Origin of the sequence: Pseudomonas sp. SCA2728.1_7 (genome assembly GCF_018138145.1) — a bacterium.
GTDB classification, from domain to species: domain Bacteria; phylum Pseudomonadota; class Gammaproteobacteria; order Pseudomonadales; family Pseudomonadaceae; genus Aquipseudomonas; species Aquipseudomonas koreensis_A.
In genome coordinates, this window is sequence record NZ_CP073104.1 from 4,172,078 (window position 1) to 4,191,536 (window position 19,459).

Annotated in this window: 16 protein-coding genes; 10 read left to right on the forward strand and 6 right to left on the reverse strand. The window is 59.1% G+C overall.

Going from position 1 to position 19,459, the window contains the following annotated elements; all coding sequences use genetic code 11:
- The first annotated feature begins 44 nt into the window (after positions 1-44).
- The 10 genes from atpG (at position 45) to KBP52_RS18580 (ending at position 12,198) form a co-directional block, all read left to right on the forward strand.
- The gene (atpG, locus tag KBP52_RS18535) at positions 45-905 is read left to right on the forward strand and encodes a F0F1 ATP synthase subunit gamma (protein WP_007911960.1); all 861 of its coding nucleotides are present in this window, start codon (positions 45-47) and stop codon (positions 903-905) included.
- A 27-nt stretch (positions 906-932) separates the two neighbouring features.
- Positions 933-2,312, forward strand: coding sequence for a F0F1 ATP synthase subunit beta (atpD, locus tag KBP52_RS18540; protein ID WP_016984062.1), 1,380 nt, complete (start codon positions 933-935; stop codon positions 2,310-2,312).
- A gap of 45 nt (positions 2,313-2,357) precedes the next feature.
- Positions 2,358-2,783, forward strand: a complete 426-nt coding sequence (locus KBP52_RS18545; protein WP_007911962.1) for a F0F1 ATP synthase subunit epsilon — start codon at positions 2,358-2,360, stop codon at positions 2,781-2,783.
- A 118-nt stretch (positions 2,784-2,901) separates the two neighbouring features.
- On the forward strand, positions 2,902-4,269 hold the full coding sequence (gene glmU / locus KBP52_RS18550; protein ID WP_116028604.1) for a bifunctional UDP-N-acetylglucosamine diphosphorylase/glucosamine-1-phosphate N-acetyltransferase GlmU: 1,368 nt from the start codon (positions 2,902-2,904) through the stop codon (positions 4,267-4,269).
- A 160-nt stretch (positions 4,270-4,429) separates the two neighbouring features.
- Entirely contained in the window at positions 4,430-5,206 is a 777-nt protein-coding gene (locus KBP52_RS18555) for a DeoR family transcriptional regulator (protein WP_212620713.1), read from the forward strand.
- A gap of 2 nt (positions 5,207-5,208) precedes the next feature.
- Positions 5,209-7,041: a glutamine--fructose-6-phosphate transaminase (isomerizing) gene (glmS, locus tag KBP52_RS18560; protein WP_038359538.1), complete on the forward strand. Its 1,833-nt coding sequence runs from the start codon at positions 5,209-5,211 to the stop codon at positions 7,039-7,041.
- Between the two features lie 212 nt (positions 7,042-7,253).
- A complete protein-coding gene (locus tag KBP52_RS18565) occupies positions 7,254-8,453 on the forward strand; it encodes a Fic family protein (RefSeq protein WP_249122195.1) in 1,200 nt (399 codons plus the stop codon).
- Between the two features lie 10 nt (positions 8,454-8,463).
- Positions 8,464-9,390, forward strand: a complete 927-nt coding sequence (locus KBP52_RS18570) for a LysR family transcriptional regulator (RefSeq protein ID WP_212620714.1) — start codon at positions 8,464-8,466, stop codon at positions 9,388-9,390.
- A gap of 105 nt (positions 9,391-9,495) precedes the next feature.
- Positions 9,496-10,122 carry a glutathione S-transferase gene (locus tag KBP52_RS18575; RefSeq protein WP_212620715.1) on the forward strand — a complete coding sequence of 209 codons (627 nt, stop codon included), beginning with the start codon at positions 9,496-9,498 and terminating at the stop codon, positions 10,120-10,122.
- A 45-nt stretch (positions 10,123-10,167) separates the two neighbouring features.
- The gene (locus KBP52_RS18580; RefSeq protein ID WP_212623145.1) at positions 10,168-12,198 is read left to right on the forward strand and encodes a pyridoxamine 5'-phosphate oxidase family protein; all 2,031 of its coding nucleotides are present in this window, start codon (positions 10,168-10,170) and stop codon (positions 12,196-12,198) included.
- Between the two features lie 137 nt (positions 12,199-12,335).
- On the opposite strand, the gene KBP52_RS18585 is transcribed toward KBP52_RS18580, so the two are convergent.
- From KBP52_RS18585 to KBP52_RS18610, 6 genes are read right to left on the reverse strand one after another with little or no spacing between them, the layout of a single operon-like run.
- Positions 12,336-13,466 carry a glycosyltransferase family 4 protein gene (locus KBP52_RS18585; RefSeq protein ID WP_212620716.1) on the reverse strand — a complete coding sequence of 377 codons (1,131 nt, stop codon included), beginning with the start codon at positions 13,464-13,466 and terminating at the stop codon, positions 12,336-12,338.
- Complete coding sequence (locus KBP52_RS18590; RefSeq protein WP_212620717.1) at positions 13,467-14,597, reverse strand: glycosyltransferase family 1 protein; 1,131 nt, start codon at positions 14,595-14,597, stop codon at positions 13,467-13,469. It lies immediately after the preceding gene.
- Positions 14,581-15,957: a glycosyltransferase family 1 protein gene (locus KBP52_RS18595; RefSeq protein ID WP_212620718.1), complete on the reverse strand. Its 1,377-nt coding sequence runs from the start codon at positions 15,955-15,957 to the stop codon at positions 14,581-14,583. Before KBP52_RS18595 ends, KBP52_RS18590 begins: the two co-directional genes overlap by 17 nt.
- A complete protein-coding gene (locus tag KBP52_RS18600) occupies positions 15,954-17,219 on the reverse strand; it encodes an ABC transporter ATP-binding protein (protein WP_212620719.1) in 1,266 nt (421 codons plus the stop codon). Before KBP52_RS18600 ends, KBP52_RS18595 begins: the two co-directional genes overlap by 4 nt.
- A complete protein-coding gene (locus tag KBP52_RS18605; RefSeq protein ID WP_212620720.1) occupies positions 17,219-18,016 on the reverse strand; it encodes an ABC transporter permease in 798 nt (265 codons plus the stop codon). The genes KBP52_RS18600 and KBP52_RS18605 overlap by 1 nt, the downstream gene beginning before the upstream one ends.
- Positions 18,017-19,459, reverse strand: a complete 1,443-nt coding sequence (locus KBP52_RS18610) for a mannose-1-phosphate guanylyltransferase/mannose-6-phosphate isomerase (RefSeq protein ID WP_212620721.1) — start codon at positions 19,457-19,459, stop codon at positions 18,017-18,019.

Sequence of the window (19,459 nt, forward strand, 5' to 3'; positions counted from 1 at the left end):
GCGGGAGCCGCGAGGCTCCCGCTTGCTAACCTGATAGGTGTTACATGGCAGGCGCAAAAGAGATTCGCAGTAAGATTGCGAGCATCAAAAGCACGCAAAAGATTACCAGCGCCATGGAAAAAGTGGCGGTCAGCAAAATGCGCAAGGCACAAATGCGCATGGCTGCTAGCCGTCCTTATGCGGAGCGTATCCGCCAGGTTATTGGGCATCTGGCCAACGCCAACCCGGAATACCGCCACCCGTTCATGATCGACCGCGAAATCAAGCGCGTTGGTTATGTTGTGGTGAGCAGTGACCGTGGTCTGTGCGGCGGCTTGAATACCAACCTGTTCAAGGCCCTGGTCAAGGACATGGCGGTAAACCGCGAAAACGGCGTCGAGATTGATCTGTGTGTCGTTGGTAGCAAGGGTGCGGCCTTTTTCCGCAACTTCGGCGGTAACGTCGTTGCAGCTATCAGCCACCTGGGTGAAGAGCCGTCGATCAATGACTTGATCGGCAGCGTCAAGGTGATGCTGGATGCCTACCTGGACGGCCGTATTGACCGCCTGTCCGTGGTGTCCAACAAGTTCATCAACACCATGACGCAACAGCCTACCGTGGAGCAATTGATTCCACTGGTGGCCACCCCGGATCAGGATCTCAAGCACCACTGGGACTATCTCTACGAACCGGATGCCAAAGAGCTGCTTGACGGCTTGATGGTCCGCTACGTTGAGTCGCAGGTCTACCAGGCGGTGGTCGAGAACAACGCGGCTGAACAAGCTGCGCGGATGATCGCGATGAAGAACGCTACCGACAACGCCGGTGATTTGATCAGCGATTTGCAGCTGATCTACAACAAGGCGCGTCAGGCTGCGATCACCCAAGAGATCTCGGAAATCGTCGGCGGCGCTGCCGCGGTTTAACGGTTCAAATATTCAGAGGATCCAGCTATGAGTAGCGGACGTATCGTTCAAATCATCGGCGCCGTTATCGACGTGGAATTTCCACGCGACAGCGTACCGAGCATCTACAACGCTTTGAAAGTCAAAAGCGATGCCGGCACCACTCTGGAAGTTCAGCAGCAGCTGGGCGACGGCGTGGTTCGTACCATTGCGATGGGTTCCACCGAGGGCTTGAAGCGCGGTCTGGAAGTTACCGACTCTGGCGCAGCCATCTCCGTACCGGTCGGTAAAGCGACCCTGGGCCGGATCATGGACGTTCTCGGTAACCCGATCGACGAAGCTGGCCCGATCGACACCGAAGAGCGTTGGGGCATTCACCGTCCAGCGCCTTCGTTCGCTGAGCAAGCAGGCGGCAACGACCTGCTGGAAACCGGCATCAAGGTTATCGACCTGGTTTGCCCGTTTGCCAAAGGCGGTAAAGTCGGTCTGTTCGGTGGTGCCGGTGTAGGCAAAACCGTAAACATGATGGAACTGATCCGTAACATCGCCATCGAGCACAGCGGTTATTCCGTGTTCGCCGGTGTGGGTGAGCGTACTCGTGAGGGTAACGACTTCTACCACGAGATGAAGGATTCCAACGTTCTGGACAAAGTGGCACTGGTTTACGGTCAGATGAACGAGCCGCCGGGTAACCGTCTGCGCGTAGCACTGACTGGCCTGACCATGGCCGAGAAGTTCCGTGACGAAGGTAACGACGTTCTGCTGTTCGTCGACAACATCTATCGTTACACCCTGGCCGGTACTGAAGTATCCGCACTGCTGGGCCGTATGCCTTCGGCAGTAGGTTACCAGCCGACCCTGGCTGAAGAGATGGGCGTTCTGCAAGAACGTATCACTTCGACCAAGGAAGGTTCGATCACCTCGATCCAAGCGGTATACGTACCTGCGGATGACTTGACCGACCCATCGCCAGCGACCACCTTCGCCCACTTGGACGCCACCGTCGTTCTGTCCCGTGACATCGCTTCCCTGGGTATCTACCCAGCGGTAGATCCACTGGATTCGACTTCGCGCCAGCTGGACCCGAACGTAATCGGCCAGGACCACTACGACACCGCTCGCGGCGTTCAGTACGTTCTGCAACGTTACAAAGAGCTGAAGGACATCATCGCGATCCTGGGTATGGACGAGCTGTCGGAAGCCGACAAGCAGTTGGTAAACCGTGCTCGTAAGATCCAGCGCTTCTTGTCGCAGCCGTTCTTCGTGGCTGAAGTCTTCACCGGTGCTTCGGGTAAATACGTTTCCCTGAAAGACACCATTGCTGGCTTCAAAGGCATCCTCAACGGTGACTACGACCACCTGCCAGAACAAGCGTTCTACATGGTTGGCGGCATCGAAGAAGCGATCGAGAAAGCCAAGAAACTGTAATCCCGGCGCCCGGCAACGGGCGCTAATTTAGGTTGAGGCAATCAGATGGCTATGACAGTCCATTGCGATATCGTCAGCGCGGAAGGGGAAATCTTTTCCGGCCTGGTCGAGATGGTGATTGCGCACGGTGCACTGGGTGATCTTGGTATCGCTCTGGGTCACGCGCCGCTGATCACTAATCTGAAGCCAGGTCCGATCCGCCTGATCAAGCAAGGCGGGGAACCCGAGGTGTTTTACATCTCCGGTGGTTTCCTCGAGGTTCAGCCGAACATGGTCAAAGTGCTTGCCGATACCGTGCAACGTGCCGCCGACCTGGATGAAGCTCAGGCTCAAGCAGCTCTCAAGGCTGCCGAGCATGCTCTGCATGAAAAAGGCGCTGATTTCGACTACAGCGCTGCGTCAGCACGTCTGGCCGAGGCTGCAGCTCAGCTGCGCACCGTCCAGCAGATCCGCAAGAAGTTTGGCGGTTAATCCGTCAGCCGCTTGTTGTGCGATTGATAAAAAAGGGTAGCCTCGGCTACCCTTTTTTCTTTTCCGAATTCCCGAAACCCGGTCGCAGTTGCTGACCACCCAGGATTGGTAGCCAGTCATGTCTCTTGAAATCGTTATCCTCGCGGCCGGTCAAGGCACTCGTATGCGTTCGGCACTGCCGAAGGTTCTGCACCCGATTGCCGGCAACTCCATGCTGGGCCATGTTATCCACAGCGCCCGACAACTCGATCCACAACGCATTCATGTGGTGATCGGCCATGGCGCGGATGTGGTGCGTGAACGTCTGGCCGCTGATGATCTGAATTTCGTCCTGCAGGACAAGCAGCTCGGCACCGGCCACGCCACCGCTCAAGCGGTGCCGTTCATTACTGCCGACACCGTGCTGATCCTCTACGGTGACGTGCCGCTGATCGAAGTCGAAACCCTGCAACGGCTGCTCAAGCATGTCGTGCCGGGGCAGATGGGTTTGCTCACCGTCGAGCTGGACGACCCGACCGGTTATGGCCGCATCGTGCGCGATGCAGACGGTAAGGTCGCAGCCATCGTTGAACACAAAGACGCCAGCGAAGCGCAGCGCGCGATTACCGAAGGCAACACCGGCATTCTCGCCGTGCCGGCCAATCGTCTGGCCGACTGGATGAGTCGTCTGTCAAACAACAATGCCCAAGGCGAGTACTACCTGACCGATGTGATCGAAATGGCGGTCAGCGATGGCCTGGTTGTCGCCACCGAACAACCGCACGACCCAATGGAAGTGCAGGGCGCCAATGATCGCAAGCAATTGTCAGAGCTGGAGCGCCATTACCAGTTGCGCGCCGGTCGGCGGTTGATGGCGCAAGGCGTGACTCTGCGTGACCCGGCACGTTTCGACGTGCGTGGCGAAGTCACCGTTGGTCGCGACGTGCTGATCGACATCAACGTGATCCTCGAAGGCAATGTGGTCATTGAAGACGACGTGGTGATCGGCCCGAATTGTGTGATAAAGGACAGCACCCTGCGCAAAGGCGTGGTGATCAAGGCCAACTCGCACATTGAGGGTGCCGTTCTGGGCGAGGGCAGCGATGCCGGCCCGTTTGCGCGTCTGCGTCCGGGCACCGTGCTTGAAGCGCGTGCGCATGTGGGTAACTTTGTTGAATTGAAAAACGCCCACATGGGCGAAGGCGCCAAGGCCGGTCACCTCACGTATCTGGGCGATGCCGAAATCGGTGCGCGCACCAACATTGGCGCTGGCACCATCACCTGCAACTACGACGGCGCCAACAAGTGGAAAACCGTGTTGGGTGCGGATGTGTTCATCGGCTCCAATAATTCGTTGGTCGCACCTGTGGATATCTCTGCCGGTGCGACCACGGCGGCCGGGTCGACCATTACGCAGAATGTGGATAACGCACAGTTGGCCGTGGGCCGAGCGCGGCAGAGAAATATCGACGGTTGGAAACGGCCGGAGAAGATCAAGAAGAGCTGAGTTATCCACAGCGGCTTTTTGAAGATCAAAAGATCGCAGCCTTCGCAGCTCCTACGGGGACTGTTGGGGGTTGCGATTTTTTTTGGGCGACCGCTTGACGATTTAGAGCCGATAGGTTTTGATTGCTTCCGTTATCTTTCGAAACGAAACTTAAGCCGCCATGTCGAAACGCAACACGCCACAACGCCGTCACAACATTCTCGCCTTGCTCAACGAGCAGGGCGAAGTCAGTGTGGATGAACTGGCCAAGCGCTTCGAAACCTCCGAAGTTACGATTCGCAAGGATCTCGCTGCGCTGGAAAGTCATGGCCTGTTGCTGCGCCGCTACGGCGGGGCGATCACCATGCCGCAGGAACTGGTCGCGGAAACCGCGCAGAGCGTTTCCAAGTACAAACAGGCGATTGCCCGTGCAGCGGTGAAACGCATCCGCGAACACGCGCGAATCATCATCGACAGCGGCAGCACCACCGCTGCCATGATCCCGGAGCTTGGCCAACAGCCCGGTCTGGTAGTGATGACCAACTCCCTGCACGTCGCCAATGCCTTGAGCGAACTCGAACACGAGCCGGTGCTGTTGATGACCGGCGGCACCTGGGATCCGCATTCGGAATCCTTTCAGGGCCAGGTCGCCGAGCAGGTACTACGCTCTTACGACTTCGACCAATTGTTCATTGGCGCCGACGGTATCGACCTGGTGCGCGGCACCACGACCTTCAATGAGCTGCTCGGTTTGAGCCGGGTCATGGCTGACGTGGCGCGAGAAGTCATCGTCATGGTCGAGGCCGACAAGATCGGTCGCAAGATTCCCAATCTGGAACTGCCGTGGAGCAGCGTCCATACCCTAATTACCGATGATCGCCTGCCCAATGACGCACGCGATCAGATTCAGGCCCGCGGTATCACCGTGATTTGCGCGGCTGTCAGTCAGGAGAAATAAGCATGTGTGGAATTGTCGGCGCAGTTGCTGAACGTAATATCACCGCCATCCTGCTCGAAGGCCTCAAACGCCTGGAATACCGCGGCTACGACAGCGCCGGTGTCGCGGTCTTCACCAACGACGAAACCCTCGAGCGCATGCGTCGTCCGGGTAAAGTCAGTGAACTTGAAGCTGCGTTGGCAGAGCATCCACTGGTGGGTCGCCTCGGTATTGCCCACACCCGTTGGGCCACTCACGGTGCGCCATGCGAGCGCAACGCCCACCCGCATTTTTCCGGCGACATCGCCGTGGTGCACAACGGCATCATCGAAAACCACGAAGCCCTGCGTGAACAACTGAAAGCGCTGGGTTACGTGTTTACTTCGGATACCGACACCGAAGTCATCGCCCACCTGCTCAGCCACAAACTCAAGGACCAGCCAGACCTGAGCGTTGCGCTTAAAGCGACGGTCAAGGAACTGCACGGTGCTTACGGCCTGGCCGTGATCAATGCCAAGCAGCCGGATCGTCTGGTCGCCGCGCGCAGTGGCAGCCCGTTGGTGATCGGTCTGGGTCTGGGCGAGAATTTCCTCGCCTCTGACCAGTTGGCGCTGCGTCAGGTCACCGACCGCTTCATGTACCTGGAAGAAGGCGATATCGCCGAAATTCGCCGCGATAACGTGCAGATCTGGGACATCAACGGCAATGCCGTCGAGCGCCAGACCGTGCAGTACAGCGACGGTGCCGAAGCCGCCGACAAAGGTGAATACCGCCACTACATGCTCAAGGAAATCCACGAGCAACCGGCCGTTGTACAACGCACCCTCGAAGGTCGCCTGAGCAATGATCAGGTGCTGGTGCAAGCGTTCGGCCCACAAGCCGCCGAGCTGTTCGCCAAAGTGCGCAATGTACAAATCGTCGCCTGCGGCACCAGTTATCACGCCGGCATGGTTGCCCGTTACTGGCTGGAAGAACTGGCCGGGATCCCGTGCCAGGTCGAAGTCGCCAGCGAATTCCGCTACCGCAAAGTCGTAGTGCAGCCAGACACCCTGTTCGTGACCATCTCGCAATCCGGTGAAACCGCCGACACCCTGGCGGCCCTGCGCAACGCCAAAGAGCTGGGCTTCTTGGCCAGCCTTGCGATCTGCAACGTCGGCATCAGCTCGCTGGTGCGCGAGTCCGACCTGACTCTGCTGACCCAGGCCGGTCGCGAGATCGGCGTGGCCTCGACCAAAGCCTTCACCACGCAATTGGTTGGTCTACTGCTGCTGACCCTGTCGCTGGGCCAAGTGCGCGGAACGTTGGCCGATGGCGTCGAAGCACGTCTGGTCGAAGAACTGCGTCGCCTGCCAACCCGTCTCGGTGAAGCACTGGCCATGGACAGCACCGTGGAGAAAATCGCCGAGCTGTTCGCCGAAAAGAACCACACCCTGTTCCTCGGTCGTGGCGCGCAATTCCCGGTGGCGATGGAAGGTGCCCTGAAACTCAAGGAAATCTCCTACATCCACGCCGAAGCCTACCCGGCCGGTGAACTGAAACACGGCCCGCTGGCGCTTGTGGATAACGACATGCCGGTGGTCACCGTGGCGCCGAACAACGAACTGCTGGAAAAGCTCAAATCCAACCTGCAGGAAGTCCGCGCCCGTGGTGGTGAACTGATCGTGTTCGCCGACGAAAAAGCCGGGATGACCAACGGCGAAGGCACTCACGTGGTGCAGATGCCGCATATCCACGACATTCTCTCGCCGATCCTCTACACGGTTCCGCTGCAGCTGCTGTCGTACTACGTCGCGGTGCTCAAGGGCACGGACGTGGATCAGCCACGTAACCTGGCGAAGTCGGTGACGGTGGAGTAACGGTTTTTGCATGAGAGCGCGAGATTTCGCGCTCTCATGTAGGACATTGGAACCAGACTCTCACTACTGCGTTTTTTTCTGTCAAAAAATCCGCAAAATAATCCGCGTATTACATCAGTATGAGAAACCTCCTACAGAACTCAAGGCTAGGTAAATAGCGGCCTTGAGCGTATTCTTGAATCCGCAGATAAATCCGCGATTCAGGAGGTTGAATGTGTGCTGAAACAGTCTTGGGAACCCATTGGCTTGAGCCGCTTATGCCGGTATTTCCGAATGAAATACTGCATTTGGCTGAGCAGGTGCCGTTTCAGGCTGGGAAGCTCAGTGCGATGGTTTCTCCCCCCATGCTGCAGCGGGTCGGCGGGTTACTTCGGGTTACCAGCAGCTTTTACAGTAACTTGATTGAAGGCCAGTTCACCGAGCCGGTGACCCTCGCCCCGACGTCTCCCAAACGGCAACGCAAGGAGCTGACCGAACTGGCGATGACGCACATCGGTACGCAACAGGCTTTCGAGCGCGCGTTGTCCATGCATAAGAGCCTTCCTTGGGAAGTTCTCTTCAGCCCGGCTTTCGTTGCGCGTTTGCACAAAAGACTCTTCTACGGAACCCGCGAAGATCAATTGATGTTGAGCGACGGTAGCCACTTGGTACCCGGCGAATTGCGCGATGTGAGGGGACGAGAAGTTCTGGTCGGCAACCATTCTGCACCACCCTGTCAATCCGTGAGTCCGATGCTCGCTCGAATGCAGAATGTGTATGGGCGTTTGCCGGATGCGCGGAGTCGATTGCTTTCGGTGATGGCGTATCACCATAGACTGGCTTGGGTACATCCATTTATCGATGGCAACGGGCGAACCATCAGGTTACTTACTCACCTTCAACTGCAAAAACTTGGGCTGGTCTCACCTCTCTGGTCGTTATCTCGCGGTCTCGCTCGACAGCAGGGAACCTATTACGCCCGATTAGCCAATGCCGACAAACCCCGCCGCGGAGATCTGGACGGTCGTGGTCAGCTGACTCAAGCAGGCTTGTTCGAGTTTGTCGGCTTCATGTTGGAAACCTGTCTCGACCAAATGCGTTATACCGAGCGGGCGCTGAACATATCGAATATGCGCGAAAGATTGCACAGCATTTTTGTGTGGCACGAGCGTGTAAACATGGCGGGAATCAAACCTGAGGCTGCACGGGCATTGCATGTTCTCCTGACTCAGGGAACGTTGAGTCGAGCCGATTTCAAGATTTTCACCGGACTGTCGGATCGCGTAGCCACGGATCAGTTGAAAGGTTTGGTGCAGTTGGGGTTGGTGGAAAGTGCGACACCGAAAGCGCGTGATCTTTATCCGGGTCTACCGATTTGGTTTGCTCAGTTGTTGTTCCCGGATTTGCACCAGCGGATGAACGCTGCGACGTAGGAGTCAAGGAATGGACCGCTTCCAGGAAATGCACATCTTCACCACTGTCGCCCAAGAGCAAGGTTTCTCTGCGGCGGCGCGGCGTCTGGGTCTCTCTGCGGCGAGCGTCACGCGGGCGGTGGCGGCGCTGGAGTTGCGAATTGGTACGCAGTTGCTGATCCGCACCACGCGCAGTGTGCATTTGAGCGAAGCCGGGCAGCGTTATCTTGAAGATTGCCGGAGGATTCTCGCCGAGGTGCAGGAGGCCGAAGATTCGGCGGCGGGCAGTCATGCCGAGCCGCGTGGGCAACTGACGGTGACGGCGCCGGTGTTGTTCGGTGATTTGTTTGTGACGCCGGTGATGGCGAGTTATCTCGCGCAGTATCCGGATGTCACGATCAATGCCGTCCTGGTCGATCGGATCGTCAACATGGTCGAGGAGGGCATCGATGTCGCGGTGCGCATCGGCGATCTGCCGGACAGCAGTCAGCATGCGATTCGCGTGGGTGAGGTGCGTCGGGTTATCTGCGGCTCGCCGAAATACTTTGCCGCGTATGGCCGACCGGCTCATCCCCACGCGTTGGCGGGGGCGCCAGTGGTGGCGACCTCAGCGATTGGCCAGCAACGCAGTTGGCCTTTTCTCGACAATGGCGAGCCGCTCAATGTGCGTCCTGAGCCGCGTCTGATCGTGACCGCCAATCAGGCAGCGATTACCGCAGCCTGTATGGGGCTGGGCTTGACCCGAGTGTTGTCCTATCAAGTCGCCAGCAAAATCGCCACCGGTGAGCTGGAAATCGTCCTCGCCGAATTTGAGCTGCCGCCATTGCCGATCCACGTGGTGTATCAGGGTGGGCGCAAGGCGCCAGCGCGAATCCGCAGTTTCGTCGATTTCACGGCCAAGGCTTTGCGTGAGCACCCAGCGCTTAAACACGCCGCGTTATTGCATGAGCTGAAATAATCGATTGCAGTTGCTGGTGATTCTGTTCTTTTCGCGGTCAGTGGATGATGGCCTCCATCGGCGCTCTCACCCCCGCAGCGGCGCCCCTGTTCAGCGGAGTCGACCATGCAAGCGATCAAACTCTACAACTTTCCACGTTCCGGCCACGCCCACCGTGTCGAGCTGATGTTGTCCCTGCTGCAACTGCCGACCGAGCTGATCTTCGTCGATCTGGCCAAAGGTGAGCACAAGCAGCCGGCGTACCTTGCTATCAATAGTTTCGGCCAAGTGCCGGCCATCGACGACGACGGCGTGGTGCTGGCCGACTCCAACGCCATTCTGGTTTATCTGGCGCAGAAATACGGCCACGGTCGTTGGTTGCCAACTGATCCGGCCGGTGCGGCACGTGTGCAGCGCTGGTTGTCGGCTGCCGCCGGACCGATTGCTTTCGGCCCCGCCGCTGCGCGATTGGTCACGGTGTTTGGTGCCCAGCTGAATGCAGAAGAAGCGATTACCCGGGCGCACAACCTGCTCAAGGTGATGGACATCGAGTTGGGCAAAACCGCGTACCTGGCCGGCGACGAACCGACCATTGCCGACGTTTCTGCCTACAGTTACATCGCCCACGCACCGGAAGGCAACGTGTCGCTGGACGACTACGGCAATGTCCGCATCTGGCTGGCCCGGGTTGAGGCCCTGCCTGGTTTTGTCGGCATGCCGCGCACGGTTGCCGGTTTGCAAACCACTGCCTGATTTTCGCAATCCACACTGTGCCGAGGGTGCAGGGGAGAGGTCATGATGGAACGTTCACCGTGGCACGCTGGCGAGCAACAGTTGCAAGCGAAGGTCGGGGTTGCCGAACGCATGGAAGCCTTCGGGCGTAAGGTGATTCGCACCTGGATGCCGGATCAGCACCGCGAGTTCTATCAGCAACTGCCCTTCATGCTATACGGCGCAGTCGATGCGCAAGGGCGGCCGTGGGCCAGTGTGCTCGAAGGCGCGCCGGGGTTTGCCCATTCGCCGGATCCCGAGCATCTGCATTTCGCCAGCCAGGTTGCTGCCGATGACCCGGCGCAACTGCGTAACGGCGAACCGATCGGTTTGCTCGGTATCGAATTGCACACCCGCCGGCGCAATCGCCTCAACGGCCATGTCGGTAATCTGAGCGCTGATGGTTTTGACGTGAACGTGGATCAGGCATTCGGCAATTGCCCGCAGTACATTCAGTTGCGCCAGTTTCAACGTGTGCCGCTGACGGATCCGAATACTCGTCCAGCTCAGCATCTGAATGGCCTCGATGACGCGGCCATCGCGCTGATCAATGGCGCCGACACGTTCTTCGTCGCCAGTTATGTCGATGTCGAGGACCAGCGTGCGGTGGATGTTTCTCACCGTGGCGGCCAGGCTGGTTTCGTGCGGGTGGAAGGCAATCGTCTGACCATCCCCGATTTCGCCGGCAATCTGCATTTCAACACCTTGGGCAATCTGTTGCTCAATCCCAAGGCTGGCTTGCTGTTCATCGACTTTTCCACAGGCGATCTGCTGCAACTCAGCGGGCGCACCGAGATTCTTCTCGATGATCCGCAGATCGAGGCCTTTCAAGGTGCGGAACGGCTGTGGACGTTTGAAGTGGAAAAACTGGTGCGGCGTCCGGCAGCCCTGGCATTGCGCTGGCGCTTCGACGGTATGTCGCCGACCAGTCTTTTGACCGGTAACTGGGCCGAAGCCGATGCGCGTTTGCAGGCGCAGGCGCTGGGCAATCAATGGCGGCCGTTGCGCGTGGCGAAGATTGAGGCGGAAAGCCGCAGCATCCGTTCAATCTATCTGGAGCCAACCGATGGCGCTGGTTTGCCGGTGTTTCTCGCGGGTCAGCATTTGCCGCTGCGTTTCACGATTGATGGCGAGGTGCATATTCGTACTTACAGCCTTTCGAGTGCGCCGTCGGATGGTTTCTACCGCATTAGCGTCAAACGCGAAGGCCTGATTTCATCGCATCTGCATGAGCAAATTCGCGTTGGCGACGTACTTGAAGCGCGGGCACCGCAAGGGCATTTCACCGTGGCGCCGCTGGAACAGCGACCATTGGTGCTGCTGGCTGCCGGTGTGGGCATCACGCCGTTGCTGTCGATGCTGCGCGAGGTGGTCTACCAAGGCCTGCGGACGCGGGGAATTCGTCCGACATTGTTGTTGCAGAGTTCGCGCAGTCTGGCGGATCAACCGTTTCGCAAGGAGCTGGATCGTCTGCTCGAAGCGGCGGGCGACTCTGTGCGAGTCCTGCGTCTGCTCAGCCAGCCGGAAGCGGATGTGCGAGAGGGCGAGGATTTCGATGTGCGCGGGCGGATCGACGGCGCGGTGCTGAGGAACCTGCTGGATGCCGAGGATTTTGATCAGCTCGACTTTGTGCTCTGCGGCCCCGGTGGTTTTACCCAAGGGCTTTACGACACTTTGCGCGAACTGGATGTGCGCGATGCGCAGATTCATGCGGAAACCTTTGGCCCGTCGACCCTGAAACGTCAGGCCGATCCGGACGCGATCGTGATCGAGCAACCGCCTGCGGCAACCACTTCGGTGCCAGTGGTGTTCGAGCGCTCGGCCAAGGAAGCACGCTGGCAACCCGATGGCGGCAGTTTGCTGGAGCTGGCGGAAAGTCGCGGATTGCGCCCCGAGTTCAGTTGCCGCGGTGGCTCGTGCGGTACGTGCAAGACCCGGCTGGTCAGCGGTGCAGTGAATTATCCAAAGGTGCCGGCGGATATTCCGGAAGCGGGGCATGTGCTGATTTGCTGTGCCGTTCCGGCAGAAAGCACGCAGCCTTTAGTGCTGGATCTGTAATTGCGAACCCACCACAAATACCCTGTGGGGGCGAGCTTGCTCGCGAATGCGTCGGCTCAGTCAACATCATTGTTGCTGACAGACCGCATTCGCGAGCAGGCTCGCTCCCACACTTGGTATGTGTTCCAAAACAGGGTTCAGGCGTAGGACAGCGATTTCTCTTCCAGCAATTCCTGATACAGCTCTGTCCACTTGCGGCCCATGTCGTCGGCTGTGAACAACTGCCGATAACGTGCTTCAGCTTTTACGCCCATCGCAGCTGCCCGCTCCGGATCCTCCCACAGGGTGCGCATCGCCTCGCGAAATGCCAGTGGATTACTGGGGGGCACCACCAGCCCGGTTTCGTTGTGGATATTGATGTAGCTGGTGCCAGTGCCAATCTCGCTGGAAATCATCGGCTTGCCGTACATCGCGCCTTCCAGCAAAGAAATGCCGAACGCTTCCGAGCGCAGGTGCGAAGGGAAGACGATGGCGTAGCTCAGTTGCAGCAGCGCGACCTTGTCCTCGTCACCCAGGCGCCCGAGGAAATGAATGTTGCGCAGGCCCAACGCCTGCGCCTGAGCGTGCAGCTCCAGTTCCAGCGGCCCGGCGCCGACAATGACCACGGGATAATCCACATCTTTCAGGGCCTCCAGCAAAATGTGCAGGCCTTTGTAGTAACGCATCACGCCGACAAACAGAAAAAACTTATCCCCAACCTGCTGGCGCCAGCGATTCATTCGTTCGGGATCGGGCTGTGGATAACCGGCCTTGTTCAAACCGTAGGGAATCACTCGGGTCTTGTCCCGAAACTGCTGCAGCACATCGCTGGTGTGCAGGTAGTTTGGCGAAGCGGCAACGATGCGGTCGGCACTGGCGAGGAAGCGGTTCATCAGTGGCCGGTAGAGTTTGAGCAGGTGCTTCTGGCGAATAATGTCCGAGTGGTAAGTCACCACAGTGGGTTTGTTCCTGGCGCTGGCGAAATGCACCAGGTCCATGAATGGCCACGGGAAGTGATAGTTGACCACGTCGGCTTCGGCCGCCATCTCGCGAAACTGTTTGAACACGCTCCAGGAAAACCCGGTGGAGGCGAACTGGATGTCGAGTTTGGCCCGGTGCACTTCGTGCTGACCCAATTTCACCACGGCCGGCGTCGGATCCGCGCTGAGCGTCAGCACCTGGCCGTCGATGCCGTGCTGGGCGCCGCTTTCGCACAGTTGGAAGATCACTTGCTCAATGCCGCCGACCGAGTCAGGCAGGTACGTCTTGAAAAAATGAAGAACTCGCATTCAACCTCCCATGGCCTGGCGGTAGGCACTGGCGGTGGCCTGTGCACAACGCTCCCAGGAAAAAAGCCGTGACTGCTGCAACCCGGCTTCTTGGCATGCCTGCCAATGCGCTTGATCGTCGATCAGTCGGCTCAGCGCATCACGCAGGCCTTCTGCATCGTCAGCTTCAATATAGTTGCCCGCTGCACCGGCGACTTCCGGCATCGCCGAAGAGCGCGTGAGCAGCACCGGAGTGCCGCTGGCCATGGCTTCCAGTACCGGCAGACCAAAACCTTCATACAGCGATGGAAAAATCAGCGCCCGGGCGCCGGCCAAAAGCTGCGCCACTTGTTCGTCGGGCAGATAGCCGAGCAGGCACACATGCCCGCTGGCCAGCGCCTGACGCAGTGGTTCGCTGAACTGCTCGCGCTCCCACCCGGCCATGCCGACGATCAGCAGCGGAAAGCGCTGACGCAGCGCTTCCGGCAAGAGGGCATGGGCGCGCAGGGCCAGGCCAAGATTCTTGCGTGGCTCCAGCGTGCCCACACACAGGAAATACTCCCGCGCCTCGACTGCGTGCGCCTTGAGCACCGCGTCAATGGCGCTCGCCTCGCGCGGATGAAAGCGCGCGGCGACGCCCAGGGGGGCCACCACAAAACGCTCGGCAGGCAGGCCGAAATACGCTTGAGCTTCATCGGCAATCGCTTGCGAGTCGGTGAGAATCACCTGCGCCTGTTGCACCCCGACAGCCAATCGACGCTCGATTTCCTTGAGCCGTGCCGGTGGCTGAGTCTCAGGGAAATGCAGGTGGGTCAGGTCGTGCAGGGTGATCACGGTCGGGCCGTCGAAGGCCAGCGGCCACAGGCTCGGTTCGTGATAGAGGTCGATGCCTTGCGCGCGGCCCTGATCGAAGCGTTTCTGCTCCAGCCAGCGACGCGCCTGATAGGCCCCGGGAATCTGCCGCAGCAGCGGTGTCAGACGCGAGTAACCGGGCATGGCCGCTTCCGGCAGTGCCGAGCTCCAGCCCCAGCCATGGAACAACGTCACGTCAATCTCCGGCTCGCTGCGCAAGGCGTTGACCAGTTCGGCAACGTAATGGCCGATGCCGGTACGCGGTGCCTGGAGAATGCGCGCGTTAAGAGCAATGCGCATGCTGGCTCTCAGGGGCAGGCAACGATGCATGCAAGTTGCGCTCAATACGCTCGACCAATTGCGCGCTCGCTTCGCGCCAGCTCAGCCAGCGCCATTGTTCGAGGCCCAGCGCTGCCGGAAACTCGCCGGTACGATCCATGCCGGTCACCAGATCGCTCAGACTCTGTGGATTCGCCAGATCGAAATACGCCATGTAGTCGCCGCCGATCTCGCGGAACACCGGAATATCGCTGGCCATTGCCGGTAACTTGCGTTGCATGGCTTCCACCAGTGGCAAGCCGAAACCTTCGACATGGGACGGAAACACCAGCGCCGTGGCGTGGGAGTAGGCGTGTTCGAGACTTTTGTCCGAGAGCGAGTTGTACATGAACAAACGCCGGTTCAGCTCGGGATGCTGGCGGATTCGTTCGATCAGTGCATCGCACTTCCAGCCAATCTTGCCGACGATGCATAACCGCGCTTTCGATCCTGTTGCCCAAGCGAGTTCAAACGCCTCGAGCAGGTACGCATGGTTTTTGCGCGGTTCGATGGTACTGACCATGAGAAACACCGGGTCATTCGTCTGGAACATGTCCAGCAGGCCCCGATCGACCTTGGCATCGGCCTCACTCAAATCCAGTTCGGAGCCGAGGTAGAAATAATCAAACCAGCGCTGACCGACCTGTTGCGTGCCGATCCGGCTCAGCATTTCCTCGCGCACCTGATCGCGGATAGTGGTCGAGATCGCGACATAACCGTCGGCGGTGCGCGCGATCCAATCGAACCAGTCGTTGAACACTTTGACCAGCCCGGCATCGCAAAACTGCGGGTGGGTCAGGGGGATCAGGTCGTAAATCACTGAAATGATGCCCACACCCTCACGCTTGAGTTGCTCGGCGAGGGGGAAAAAGTTGGCGTGCCAGGATGAATCGAGCAGCACCAATTGATCGCCTGCCCGGTGGGCCAGCGGTACGCAGCGCTCGGGAATATGTTGGCCCTTGAGGACTCGTTCAAGCAGACGCATGGGCAAGCTCAAACAAGCGAATGCCGTGAGCCGGCAGCCGACGTATAGCACCCGGCGGCTGAAATGCGACCGGTTGAACGGCCAGCGCCGTTCCACGGCGCGGTGACGTAGCCAGAAGGCGTTGGCCCACTGTTCCAGTTTCACCCGCAGGCCCATCAGGTCGAGCTTCGTGGACTTCAGCGGCGCCAGACTTTTAACTTCGTACAAACCGCCATTGATCATCACCACCGGGATGCATTCGACGGTTTCATCGGCCGCCGGCAACTGCTGAATGACGTTGCGTACAACACGTTGAATGCCCGAGTTGGCGGAGGGATGTTCGAATACGTAGGTGCACTCCACCAACAATCGTGTCATCGCAAGATCTCCGTATCAGACGCTTCTACAAGGATTTCACTGGAGCGGCTGATTTCGGTCCGGGCCTGCAGCCATGAGCAGCCGACAAAGTCTTCCTGGCGATTGTTGATCACGTGGAAGATCAAACCGTAGTCGCGCCACTCGAAGTTGCGATCCAGGTGCGAGTCCAGACGTGACAGGCTCAACGCCACTGAGTAGTTACCCTTGCCCAGTCGCATGTCGAAAGCGAAACGAAAGGTCACGCGCTCGCCGGCACTCAGTTCGGTAATCGCTTTGTCGAGGCGATGGGTGTTGATGCCATAAATGGCCTGGCCCAGACGATCCTTGATCATGAAGCCGAGAATCAGCCGCTCGATGTCTTCACGAATTTCGGTCTGCACCTCCAGCACCACAGGCTGACCGACCTCCGCGACTTCAAGGCTGCGCCCCTGCGCGTCGAGCAGGCGCACGCTGAGAATCCCGGCTTCACCGGTGCCGGAAATGGTCTGTACCTGGCCATTGGCGAGCATCTCCTGGCGCACGGTCTGGCCTTCGCGCTGGGCCAGCATGGCGTTGTAGTAATCCATGACTTCTTCGGGTTTGCCACGCATGGCCAACCGGCCGTTTTCCAACAGAATCGCGGTGTCGCAGATCGATTGAATGGCCGAGCGGTCATGGGACACGATCAGCAGGGTGGTGCCGGCTTTGCGGAAGCTGCGGATGCGCTCGAAACTTTTATGCTGGAAATACGCATCGCCCACTGACAGCGCTTCGTCGACGATCAGGATATCCGGACGCCGCGCAGTCGCGACGCTGAATGCCAGGCGCATCTGCATGCCGCTGGAATAGGTGCGCACCGGTTGATCGATGGCTTCGCCGATTTCGGCAAAACTTTCGATTTGCGGCATCAACGCTTCGATCTCTTCGACCTGCATGCCCAGCAGCTGACCGGCCATGACAGCGTTCTGCCGACCGGTAAAGTCCGGGTGAAAACCCATGCCCAATTCCAGCAACGCGGCCACGCGGCCTTGCAGATGGATCTGTCCACAGGTCGGTTGGGTGGTGCCGGTGATCATCTTCAGCAGGGTGCTTTTGCCCGCGCCGTTGACGCCGACGATGCCAACCGCTTCACCGGGGCTGATCTCGAAATCGACATCTTGCAAGACCCAGTGCAGGTGGTGGCGGTTCGGCGAGAACGGCACCAGCCATTCCAGCAGGCGACTCCAGCGATTCGGGTACTGTTTATAGGCTTTGGCCAGGCCAGTGACGCGTATGTGTCCCATCAGAGTTCATCCACCATTTCACCGACACGCTGACGGAACAGACGCAGCGCCATGGTGCAGAGCAGCACACCGATGAGCAGCAGCGGTGTCAGTGACGACCACTGCGGCCATTGGTTGTAGAGGAACACGTTCTGGTAGCTGGTCATCAGCGCCGTCATCGGGTTCAGACTGATGATGTGCTGGATGCCTGACGGCAGGATCGACAGCGGGTAAACGATCGGGGTCAGCCAGAACCAGAACTGCAGGCAGATGCCGAACATCTGCCCGACATCGCGAAAGAACACATTGAGAATGCCGAGCAGCATCCCCAGGCCCGCGGCGAAGATCACTTGCACGATCAACAGCGGTATCAGCGCCAGCAGGGCCATGCCGGGCAGGCGGCCGCTGATCAGCAGAAAGCCGAAGAACAGCCCGAGAATGATCGCAAAATTGATACCGGCGTTGAGCAGGGTAATCACCGGCAGGCACATGCGCGGGAAGCTGATTTTCTTTAGCAGATTGGCGTTTTCCAGAAACATGCTCTGGCTGCGCGTGGTGATTTCCGCGAACAGACCCCACGTCAGCAAGCCGGCGCAGAGATAGACGCTGTAGGCCAGGCCATCGTCCACGCCCGGCAGACGGGCGCGCATGATCTGGGAAAAGATCACCGTGTACACAACGATCATCGACAACGGGTTGAGTACCGTCCACAGCGCGCCGAACAACGAGTTGCGATAACGTGATTGAAACTCCCGCTTGACGCTACCGAGGATGAATCCGCGATAACTGCGCATTGAGCGGTACAGGGAAAGCAGCATTCAAACCGTCCTGCCGTATTGGTCTTCGAAGCGAACGATGTCGTCCTCTCCCAGGTATTCGCCGCTTTGTACTTCGATGATCACCAGATCGATCACCCCGGGGTTTTCCAGGCGATGGCGGTGACCGGCAGCGATGAACGTCGATTCGTTTTTCGCCACCAGATGGGTGCCGGTACCGTTGTTGGTGACCTTGGCCATGCCTTCGACCACCACCCAGTGTTCGTTGCGGTGATGGTGCATTTGCAGAGAGAGCTTGGCGCCGGGTTTGACCACAATGCGCTTGATCTTGAAGCGCGGGCCTTCCTCAAGCACGGTGTAGGTGCCCCATGGCCGACTCACCGTACGGTGCAGGCGGTAGGCTTCGTGGGATTTGTCCTTGAGCTGCTTGGCCACCCGTCGCACGTCCTGCGCACGATCAGCGTGGGCGACCAGTACGGCGTCGGCGGTGTCGATGACGATCAGGTTGTCGACGCCGACGGCAGCTACCAGCCGACCTTCGCTTTGAACGAAGTTATTGTGGCTGTCGATGAAAATCGCTTCTCCGCTGGCACGATTGTTATCGGCATCGGCCGGTACCAGGGCCGCGACGGCGCCCCAGGAACCGATATCGCTCCAGTCGAAACCGGCGGGTACCACGACGACTTTTTCCGAGCGCTCCATCAACGCGTAGTCGATGGAGATGTCGGTGATCTCGGCGAACAGCGTCGGTGACAGTTCCTGTTGCAGGCAGCCGACAGTTTCCAGCGGGGCGCTTGCCGCCATGCAGGCGCGAGTCTGCTCGAGCAACTGCGGCGCATGCAGTTGCAACTCGGCCAGCACACTTGCGGTGGTGAAACAGAACATGCCTGAGTTCCACAGGAAGTTGCCGCTTTCCAGATAATGCGTGGCGGTTTGCAGGTCGGGTTTCTCGACGAAGCGCTGCACTTTCGCCGCGCCTTTGGCGTCCAGCGGGGCGCCGGTCTCGATGTAGCCGAAGCCGGTTTCCGGCGCCGTCGGGATCACGCCGAAGGTCACCAGATAACCGTCTTTGGCCAGATTGACGGCGTGCTCGACCGCGGTTTTCAGCGCGTCCTGATTGACGATCAAATGGTCAGCGGGCATCACCACCATGATCGCGTCATCACCATGCAGTGCTTGCAGCGACAACGCCGCCGCCGCGATGGCCGGCGCCGTGTTACGCCCGGTCGGCTCCAGCAGGAAGTGCCCGCGATGGCGCGACACGTGGGCGGCGCAATAGTGATCCTTGCTCTGGAAGTAGTACTCGCGGTTGGTCACCGTGACAATGTCGCCCCAGCCATCGAGCAACGCCGCCGCACGCTGGTAGGTCTTGCCCAGCAGCGACTGGCCGTCGGGCAGGGTCATGAACGGCTTGGGATGGCCCTCGCGGGACACCGGCCACAAACGGGTGCCGGCACCGCCGGACAGAATCACGGGGATCAGCAT

Bases quoted from the DNA above. Each gene is read 5' to 3' on its own strand.
- atpG (WP_007911960.1), top strand. From the start codon at position 45: ATGGCAGGCGCAAAAGAGATTCGCAGTAAGATTGCGAGCATCAAAAGC.
- atpD (WP_016984062.1), top strand. From the start codon at position 933: ATGAGTAGCGGACGTATCGTTCAAATCATCGGCGCCGTTATCGACGTG.
- KBP52_RS18545 (WP_007911962.1), top strand. From the start codon at position 2,358: ATGGCTATGACAGTCCATTGCGATATCGTCAGCGCGGAAGGGGAAATC.
- glmU (WP_116028604.1), top strand. From the start codon at position 2,902: ATGTCTCTTGAAATCGTTATCCTCGCGGCCGGTCAAGGCACTCGTATG.
- KBP52_RS18555 (WP_212620713.1), top strand. From the start codon at position 4,430: ATGTCGAAACGCAACACGCCACAACGCCGTCACAACATTCTCGCCTTG.
- glmS (WP_038359538.1), top strand. From the start codon at position 5,209: ATGTGTGGAATTGTCGGCGCAGTTGCTGAACGTAATATCACCGCCATC.
- KBP52_RS18565 (WP_249122195.1), top strand. From the start codon at position 7,254: ATGTGTGCTGAAACAGTCTTGGGAACCCATTGGCTTGAGCCGCTTATG.
- KBP52_RS18570 (WP_212620714.1), top strand. From the start codon at position 8,464: ATGGACCGCTTCCAGGAAATGCACATCTTCACCACTGTCGCCCAAGAG.
- KBP52_RS18575 (WP_212620715.1), top strand. From the start codon at position 9,496: ATGCAAGCGATCAAACTCTACAACTTTCCACGTTCCGGCCACGCCCAC.
- KBP52_RS18580 (WP_212623145.1), top strand. From the start codon at position 10,168: ATGGAACGTTCACCGTGGCACGCTGGCGAGCAACAGTTGCAAGCGAAG.
- KBP52_RS18585 (WP_212620716.1), bottom strand. From the start codon at position 13,466: ATGCGAGTTCTTCATTTTTTCAAGACGTACCTGCCTGACTCGGTCGGC.
- KBP52_RS18590 (WP_212620717.1), bottom strand. From the start codon at position 14,597: ATGCGCATTGCTCTTAACGCGCGCATTCTCCAGGCACCGCGTACCGGC.
- KBP52_RS18595 (WP_212620718.1), bottom strand. From the start codon at position 15,957: ATGACACGATTGTTGGTGGAGTGCACCTACGTATTCGAACATCCCTCC.
- KBP52_RS18600 (WP_212620719.1), bottom strand. From the start codon at position 17,219: ATGGGACACATACGCGTCACTGGCCTGGCCAAAGCCTATAAACAGTAC.
- KBP52_RS18605 (WP_212620720.1), bottom strand. From the start codon at position 18,016: ATGCTGCTTTCCCTGTACCGCTCAATGCGCAGTTATCGCGGATTCATC.
- KBP52_RS18610 (WP_212620721.1), bottom strand. From the start codon at position 19,459: ATGCTGATCCCCGTGATTCTGTCCGGCGGTGCCGGCACCCGTTTGTGG.